At 40.4% G+C, this 790-nt stretch carries 1 pseudogene; it reads right to left on the bottom strand.

The annotated features are described in order from the left end of the window. Positions 1–781, bottom strand: a pseudogene (locus AX662_RS07035) (ISL3 family transposase); the annotation flags it as partial. Positions 782–790: the final 9 nt, after the last annotated feature.

Here is a 790-nt window from a genome sequence, read left to right as displayed (position 1 = left end):
GTAGTGACTTCTTATCGAACTGGTTCATAATCGCAATTCTTGTCTTTAAAAAGGCTCTACCAAGGTGCTGGATGATGTGGAAACGATCAATAATTATTTCGGCGTTTGGGAAAAGTCTGCGAGCTAGTGGGATATAGGCTCCTGACATATCCATTGTAAAAAACTGTACCTTTTGTCGAACTTTCAATGGGTACTTCAAAAAGTGGTTTCGGATCGTGGTTTGACGGCGATTATCAAGGATGGTTATGAGTTTGTTGATCTCATAGTTTTGCGCCACAAAAGCGAGTTCACCTTTCTTGAAACCAAACTCATCCCAAGACATAACATCAGGGAGTTTGTCATAATGCTCCTTGAAAGTAAACTGATCAAGCTTACGATAGACAGTGGAAGTCGACACACGAAGTCTTCTGGCAATATCTGTTAGTGATACCTTCTCAGTAAGGAGTTGTGCAGCTTTTTGCCAGACAAGATTTGAGATTTGGCAGTTTTTCTCAACGATTGATGTCTCAGCCACCGTGACTCGTCTACAGCCTTTACACTGGAAGCGACGTTTCTTCAGACGTAGTAGTGTTGAAGTTCCCGCTTGCTCGAGAAGAGGGATTTTAGAAGGCTTTTAAAAGTCGTACTTGATCATCTTTCCACGGCAATGAGGACATGATGGTGCAGGGTAATCAAGTTTTGCTTGAATCTCGATATGAGTGTTAGTTTCAAAAACAAGTGAAATCTTGATATTTTGGTCTTTAATTCCGATTAATTCTGTGGTATTCTTAATAAGTCTCATAAGTTCTTC

This window comes from Streptococcus sp. CCH5-D3 (genome assembly GCF_001556435.1).
Taxonomy (GTDB): Bacteria; Bacillota; Bacilli; order Lactobacillales; family Streptococcaceae; genus Streptococcus.
Note: the sequence above shows the minus strand (reverse complement) of the source record. Positions and strands in the feature narration are given on the sequence as shown.